Source organism: Actinacidiphila sp. bgisy144, from assembly GCF_057708105.1.
Map to the genome: position 1 here is coordinate 347,218 of NZ_JBYIRM010000004.1, position 6,821 is coordinate 354,038.

At 69.7% G+C, this 6,821-nt stretch carries 4 protein-coding genes; all 4 read right to left on the reverse strand.

Annotated elements, in window-relative coordinates; genetic code table 11:
• Window positions 1-51: 51 nt before the first annotated feature.
• Complete coding sequence (locus AC3EVP_RS07330) at window positions 52-993, reverse strand: family 43 glycosylhydrolase (RefSeq protein WP_435127359.1); 942 nt, start codon at window positions 991-993, stop codon at window positions 52-54.
• Entirely contained in the window at window positions 990-1,946 is a 957-nt protein-coding gene (locus AC3EVP_RS07335) for an acetylxylan esterase (RefSeq protein ID WP_435127361.1), read from the reverse strand. The genes AC3EVP_RS07330 and AC3EVP_RS07335 overlap by 4 nt, the downstream gene beginning before the upstream one ends.
• 112 nt (window positions 1,947-2,058) lie before the next feature.
• Window positions 2,059-4,164, reverse strand: coding sequence for a glycoside hydrolase family 3 N-terminal domain-containing protein (locus tag AC3EVP_RS07340; RefSeq protein ID WP_435127363.1), 2,106 nt, complete (start codon window positions 4,162-4,164; stop codon window positions 2,059-2,061).
• Window positions 4,165-4,607: 443 nt separating this feature from the next.
• Complete coding sequence (locus AC3EVP_RS07345; RefSeq protein ID WP_435127365.1) at window positions 4,608-5,840, reverse strand: IS256 family transposase; 1,233 nt, start codon at window positions 5,838-5,840, stop codon at window positions 4,608-4,610.
• Window positions 5,841-6,821: the final 981 nt, after the last annotated feature.

Here is a 6,821-nt window from a genome sequence, read left to right on the forward strand (position 1 = left end):
AGGCGGCCGTCACCGTGGACACGTCTCACAACTCCGCGGCCTCCCCAGACCTCACGGGCTCCACATGCGGGGCTGCCACGGCAGGGCCACGGCGGCCTCGTCGAGCGGTGCCACGGCGAAGTCCGGGGCGAAGACCAGCGGGAGCCAGACGTAGCCGGAGTCGTTGACCGGGGCTCCGCGGTGCGGGCCCCAACGGTCGCCGACGTAGACGTGCTGCCGCGGCCCGCCGTCGGCGGCCGGCGGCCAGCTCACCACGCAGGCGGTCTGGGAGCCGTAGCAGGTGCGGTCGCCGAGGTCGTGCAGCGATCCCCACGGCCCCGCCGGCGCCTCGGCGACGGCGTACCGCTGCTGGTTGGGCGCCCAGCCGCTGCACCCCGAGGTCAGCAGTACGTAGCGGCCCTCGTGCCGGAAGAGCGCCGGGGCCTCGCGGTAGGCGCCGGGCCAGAGCACGGCGACGAGTTCGGCCGGGGCCGTCAGGTCCTCGGTGAGCCGGTAGACGTGCAGATCGGCGTTGTCGTTCGCCGCCGACAGCAGGTAGCCGGTGCCGTCGGTGTCCTGGAAGAGCGTCAGGTCACGGGACATGTGGCCCAGTGGGCGGAAGTCGCCGAAATAGCGGTAGGGGCCCTGCGGACGGTCCGCGACCGCGACCGCTGCCCGCGCCTGCCGGTAGTTGCCGGCCTCCTCCTTGTGCGCCCACATCACGAAACGGCCGGTGGTGCGGTCGTGGAGAACCTTGGGCCGTTCGAGGTTGGCACGGGCCAGGTGCGGATGGGAACGCTGGGTGAGCGCCGCGCCGAGCGGTTCCCACCGCACGAGGTCCGTGGAGCGGTGGACCTCGACCGAGCGGAACGTCCGGTCCGGGTGCCGGTCCTCGCCGAACCAGTAGTAGGCACTGTCGTGTTCGAGGATGCCGCCGCCGTGCGCGTGCACCGGAAGGCCGGTGCTGCCCGTCAGGCCCGAGCCGTTGAGCGGAGGCGGGTCTCCTGGCGTCATCGCAGCACACGCTCCAGGAAGCGGATCTGCTCGGCGGTCTGGTACGCCCCACCGCCCTCATGGCCGTTGTACTTCCACACGTTGATGTCCTTCTCGCCGCCCCATCGGTGATAGGCGGCGAACACCGTGGAGGGCGGACAGGTGCTGTCCATCAGGGCCGCGGAGAACAAGGCGGGGGCGCTTGCGCGGGCGGCGAGGTTGACGCAGTCGAAGTAGTCCAGCGTCTTGAACGCCTGCTCCTCGCGGTGGCGCTGCGTGCGAACGAGAGTGACCAACTCCCTGTACGGAGAGGAGTCGGTGATCTCCGTCGCGCGCCGGAAGTGGCACAGGAACGGCACGTCCGCGACGGTCGCGCTCACCGCATCGTTCAGGCCGGACGCCGCGATCGCGATGCCGCCGCCTTGGCTGCCGCCGTATACCGCGATCCTGCTCCGGTCGATGCGCGGGTGGGACAGCGCGGTGTCCACGGCAAGCGCGGCATCGGTGAACACCCGCCGGTAGTAGTACGTCTGCGGTGACTCGATGCCCCGGGTGAGGTACCCGGGCGTGTGCGGCGCGCCGCCCGGTGCCGGGTCCGGGGTCACCGCGTGGGTGTAACCGCCGCTGCCCTGGCCTCGGGTGTCCATCACCAGGTTCGCGTACCCGGCCGCCGACCAGGTCAGGTACTCGTGCGGCAGGCCGCGGCCGCCGTTGTAGCCGATGAACTCCACCACGCACGGCAGCGGGCCGTCGATGTGTCGAGGCAGGAGCAGCCAGCCGCGTATGTCGTGGCCGCCGTATCCGGAGAAGGTGACGTCCAGCACGTCCACGGTCCGCAGCCCGCTGTCGTAGGGCTCGAAACGGGCCGGCCGCGCGAGCGCGCGGGACTCGGCGAGGGTCTGCCGCCAGAAGTCGTCGAAGTCGGCAGGTTCGCTGATCTCGGGCCGGTAGGCGCGCAGGTCGGCCAAGGGCATGTCCACGAGCATCGGTGGGTGAGCCTTTCATGCGAGGGAACACAGGACGGGGGAAGGGATGGAAGGGCGCGGAGGATCCGGCGAAACCGCAGCTCACCCGGCGGCACGGCGGTCAGCCGGTGAGGGTCAGGGACAGGTGGGCCGTGGCGTGGGCGTCGTTGCCGACGTACACGTCGATCAGACCGGGCTCGACCACGAGGGCGCCGTCGTCCGCGGCGAGGAAGCCCAACTCCTCGGCGCCGAGGGAGAACAGCACCGGAGCACTCTCACGCGGCTTCAGCGTGACGCGCTCGAAGCCGCACAGCCTCCGGACTGGTTGGACGACGGAGGCCACCGGATCGCGTACGTAGAGCTGCACCACCTCGTCGCCGGTGCGCTCGCCGACATTGGTGACGGTGGCGGTGACCTCGATCCGTCGGCCTGCGGCCAGTTCGGCAACCGGCGTCTCGCGTGTCGCGCACGTGGGCCCGCTGATGGTGAACTCGGTGTAGCTCAGACCGTGTCCGAACGGGAAGCGCGGACCGTGCTCGGTGTCGAGGTAGCCGGAGACGAAGGGCTGGTGGGGACGGTCGGGGGCGGCGGGGCGCCCGGTGTTCTCGTGCGCGTAGTACAGCGGCAGCTGGCCGACCGATCGGGGGACGGTCACCGGAAGTTTGCCACCCGGAGGGACGTCACCGAGCAGCAGGTCGGCCAGCGCGGGGCCAGCCTCGATGCCGCCGTGCCAGGCCAGCAGCACCGCCGGCACTCGGTCGATCCACTCCTCGACGACCAGTGGCCGTCCCGCCGCCACCACCACCGCGAACGGGCGGCCGGTAGCCGCCACCGCGGTGATCAGCTCCGCCTGACCGGCGGGAAGGCGGAGGTCGCTGCGGGAGGACGCCTCACCGCTGAGCGAGGACGCCTCGCCGACGACGACCAGCGTCACCTCCGCCGCCCGCGCCGCCGCCACCGCGTCGGGCCCGTCGAACGCGTGCCGGAACCGCACCGACGGTGCGGCGGCCCGCAGCGCGTCCAGCACGCTCGTCGCCGGGAAGCGCGTCCCGCCGGGACCGGACCATGTACCGTGCAGATCGTTTGAGTCCGCGTAGGGGCCGACCACCGCGACCGTACCCGTGCCGCGGTCGAGCGGCAGCACACTGCCATCGTTCTTCAGCAGCACCGCGCACCGGGCGGCCGCGTGCCGGGCCATCGCCCGGGTCCGCGTGGTCGGCTCGTACGGCGTCGCCGCCTCGTCCGTGTACGGCCGGTCGAATAGCCCCAGGCGGTACTTCAGCCGAAGGACGCGTGCTACCGCGTCGTCAAGGCGATTGCCCGTTACCGCCCCGTCGGCGAGCAACCGCGGTCCGTGCGCGGCGAGATGGGTGCTCGCCATCTCCATGTCCAGGCCCGCTGCGAGGGCTTGGCGGCCCGCGTCCGCGCCATCGGCCGCGAAGCCGTGTACGACCAGTTCGTGCACCCCGTTCCAGTCGCTGACCACCACACCTTCGAAACCCCACTCGTCCTTCAACACCCCAGTCAGCAGCCCCGGATGGGCATGCGCCGGGATGCCGGAGACCGTGTTGAACGCGGCCATCACAGTGGCGGCGCCAGCCTCGACCGCCGCCCGGAACGGCGGCAGGTAGACGTTGCGCAGCCGCTGCCATGAACTGTCCACCGTGTTGTAGTCCCGTCCGCCCTCCACCGCACCGTAGGCAGCGAAGTGTTTGGCGCACGCCGCCAGCCGATCCGGCCCCGACAGGTCATACGGGTCGGGGCCCTGATAACCGCGGACCTTCGCGGCCGCGAACCGGGCGGTCACACAGGGGTCCTCGCCGCTACTCTCGGCGATCCGGCCCCAGCGCGGCTCACGGGTGACATCGACCATGGGAGAGAACGTCCAGTGAACACCGTTGCGCCGGGCCTCACTCGCGGAAACCCGCGCATCGGCGACAGCCACGTCCGGGTCGAAACTCGCCGCCTGCGCCAGCGGGATCGGAAAGGTGGTCCAGAAGCCGTGGATGACGTCGAAGCCGAACAGCAGAGGTATGCCCAGCCGGGACTCCTCGACCGCCGACCGCTGGAGCGCGTTGGTATGAGCGGCCCCGTAGAGGTTCAGCACCGAGCCCAGCCGACCGTCGCGGGCCGCCCGCTCGGCCAGGTCGTTCTGCCCACCGCCCGGACCGGTGGCGCCGGTCCAGGCGAGCTGCTGGAGCTGGCCGAACTTCTCCTCGACGGACATGCGCGCGAGTAGCCCAGCGACAAGCGCGCTCTCCTCCGGTTCCCCGAACCGGCCGACCGAGCCGTTCCTTCCCGGCCCGTCGGGTCCCCCTCCGCAAGCCCCCGATCCACCGCTTCCACCGGCCCCGTCCGTTCCGCCGGAGGCACTGGTCGTTGGGTGGCACATGGGCTCGGTCTCCCAGAAGGCATGGGCGGGAACATGAACGGGCACAGTCGTACGGCCGCGCACCATGGGGCAGGACGCGGACGAGGACCCGCCACACGGCTGACGATAATGCGCTTTATTGCCGGAAGCAATGCCGGTCCGACCGCGACGGGGCACTTGGGCAACGCCGAGACTGCGACCCGCACGGTGCGGGCTGCGGCCGGGGAGAGCTCCTGACCGCCTACGGGGAGAACTTCAAGGCCATTGAGCGATCGCGTCCCTTGGTGTGGTGTAGCCGATCAGTCAGCGGTGGTGTTGGGTAGCGCGGGGGCGCTTTCGGGGGTCTCTGCGGGATAGAGCTCTTCCATGCTGCCTTCGGGCAGGTAGCGGCGGGGGAAGGCGATCCACTCGTCGTGCAGTTCGAAGAGCACGGCGGTGACGAGCCTGAGCAGGGCGTCGTCGTTGGGGAAGACCTGGACGACGTCGGTGCGTCGTTTGACCTCGCGGTTGATGCGTTCCAGCGGGTTGGTCGACTGGATCTTCTTCCAGTGGCGTTCGGGGAAGCTGGAGAACGCGGTCAGGTCGTCCTTGGCCTCCAGCAGCATCTCTTTGACCTTGGGGAACTGCGTGCCGAGCATGTCGGCCACGGTGTCCAGCTGGCTGCGGACTGCGGCGGCGGTGGGCTGGGCGAAGACTGTGCGGATCGTGGCGGCCACCATCTCGGCCGCATCCTTGCTGATCACGTTGAAGACGTTGCGCAGGAAGTGAACCTTGCACCGCTGGTAGCCGGCGCCGAGCATGACCTTGCGGATCGCGGCGACCGGCCCGAGGTGATGGTCGCCGATGACCAGGCGCACCCTACCCAGGCCGCGTTCGCGCAAAGAGCGCAGGAACGCGGTCCACGAGGCCTCGCTCTCGCTGTCGCCGACCATCACGCCGAGCACCTCGCGGCCGCCGTCCTCGGTGATGCCGGTCGCGATGACCACCGCCCGGGAGACGATCTGGTGCTCGACCCGGGCCTTGCAGTACGTCGTGTCGCGGTAGACGTAGGGGAACCGCATGTGATCCAGCCGCCGCTGGCGGAACGCGGACAACTGGCCGTCCTGGTCCTGGCAGATCCGCGAGACCTCGCTTTTGGAGATGCCGGTGTCCGTGCCCAGGGCCTTGACCAGGTCGTCGACCGAGCGGGTGGACACGCCGTGGACGTAGGCCTCCATCACGACCGCGAACAGCGCCTGGTCGATCCGGCGGCGCCGTTCGGGCAGGACGGGGAAGAAGCTGCCCGACCGTAGCTTGGGAATCCCCAGGCCCAGGTCACCGGCTTGCGTGGTCAGCGTCTTGTCCCGGCGCCTGTTGCGCAGGGCGATGCGGGTGTCGGTGTGCTCGTTCCACTCGGCGCCGATCCTGGCCGTGGCCTCGGCCTCGATCAGTTCCTGCAGCATCCGCTCGGCCACCGAGCGGACCAGTTCCAGGCCGTCTGCTGAACGTAGTGACTCCAGCAGCCGGAGTAGGTCATGCTGGGACAGGGCCACCCTGCACCTCCCGCGTCGAACTGCCCGTTCACAACGGAGAGTTGCACGGTGGCCCACCCTGTCGGCAGGGAGCGGAAACTACCCTGCCCCACGCCCCCGGCGCACCACCCAACCTGATCGGCTACACCACACCAGGGGACGCGATCATCAGCCCTGATCAGTGATGGAGTGCCTGCGTCGTTGAGCAGAGTCGGAGAATGCGAGGAGGCGCTCGGAGAGTGGCGTGAGCCGAGGTCAGAGCCTTGATGAGCGACGTCCTCGTCGGCCCCCAGAAGGTGAATTGGGCGGGTGGGGTCTTGTGGGGCTGCTACAAGCTGAACGGTCAGGTGGTGACTGGTGTCGGCTGGCGGGAAATGGGAAACTCGACGTTCAAGCCTTCCTGCGGCCAGAGCGATCGTGTCGGCACCGATGCGCGCCTGAGTGTGGCGAGTGAGGGGCGCAGCGACGGACGGCAGGGGAGCGCAAGGGGAGCGCGGACGCCTTTGGACGTGCCAGCACGCGGCATCACGAACGAGCGTCGTCCAGGCGTTCTGAGCAGGAAAAACGGGACCCGCTACCACGGTGGAGCATGCGTCGTCACAATCGATCGCGTACTCGTAATGCGTAGGTCCCGGGTTCGAAGGTGGGTGGCGTCCCCGGCCTGGGCGGTGGCTGGGTCGAAGCCGAATCGGATCACTGACTGTGATCTTTGCGGCTTCCTTTGAAGCCCGCCGCTCGGCTGAATCGGCCCACCACCCTCCAGGGAGCGAGACCCGTCTCTGGAGGGTGGTGGACCGGTCGCAGACTGAGGCCGGGGGCCGGGCGGCTGGCGTGGGCCAGGGACTTTTCAGGGACTTTCAGCTCTGTCAGAGGGACTTTTGAGGGACGATCCACCGTACAAACGGGGAAGCCCGTGACAGAGCTGAAAGACCCGAACCCGCAGGTCAGCCGCTATACGGTCAGCATTCGATGACGTTGACGGCCAGGCCGCCGCGGGCGGTT

Coding starts and splice junctions, on each gene's coding strand:
- AC3EVP_RS07330 (WP_435127359.1), bottom strand. CDS start 993: ATGACGCCAGGAGACCCGCCTCCGCTCAACGGCTCGGGCCTGACGGGC.
- AC3EVP_RS07335 (WP_435127361.1), bottom strand. CDS start 1,946: ATGCCCTTGGCCGACCTGCGCGCCTACCGGCCCGAGATCAGCGAACCT.
- AC3EVP_RS07340 (WP_435127363.1), bottom strand. CDS start 4,164: ATGTCCGTCGAGGAGAAGTTCGGCCAGCTCCAGCAGCTCGCCTGGACC.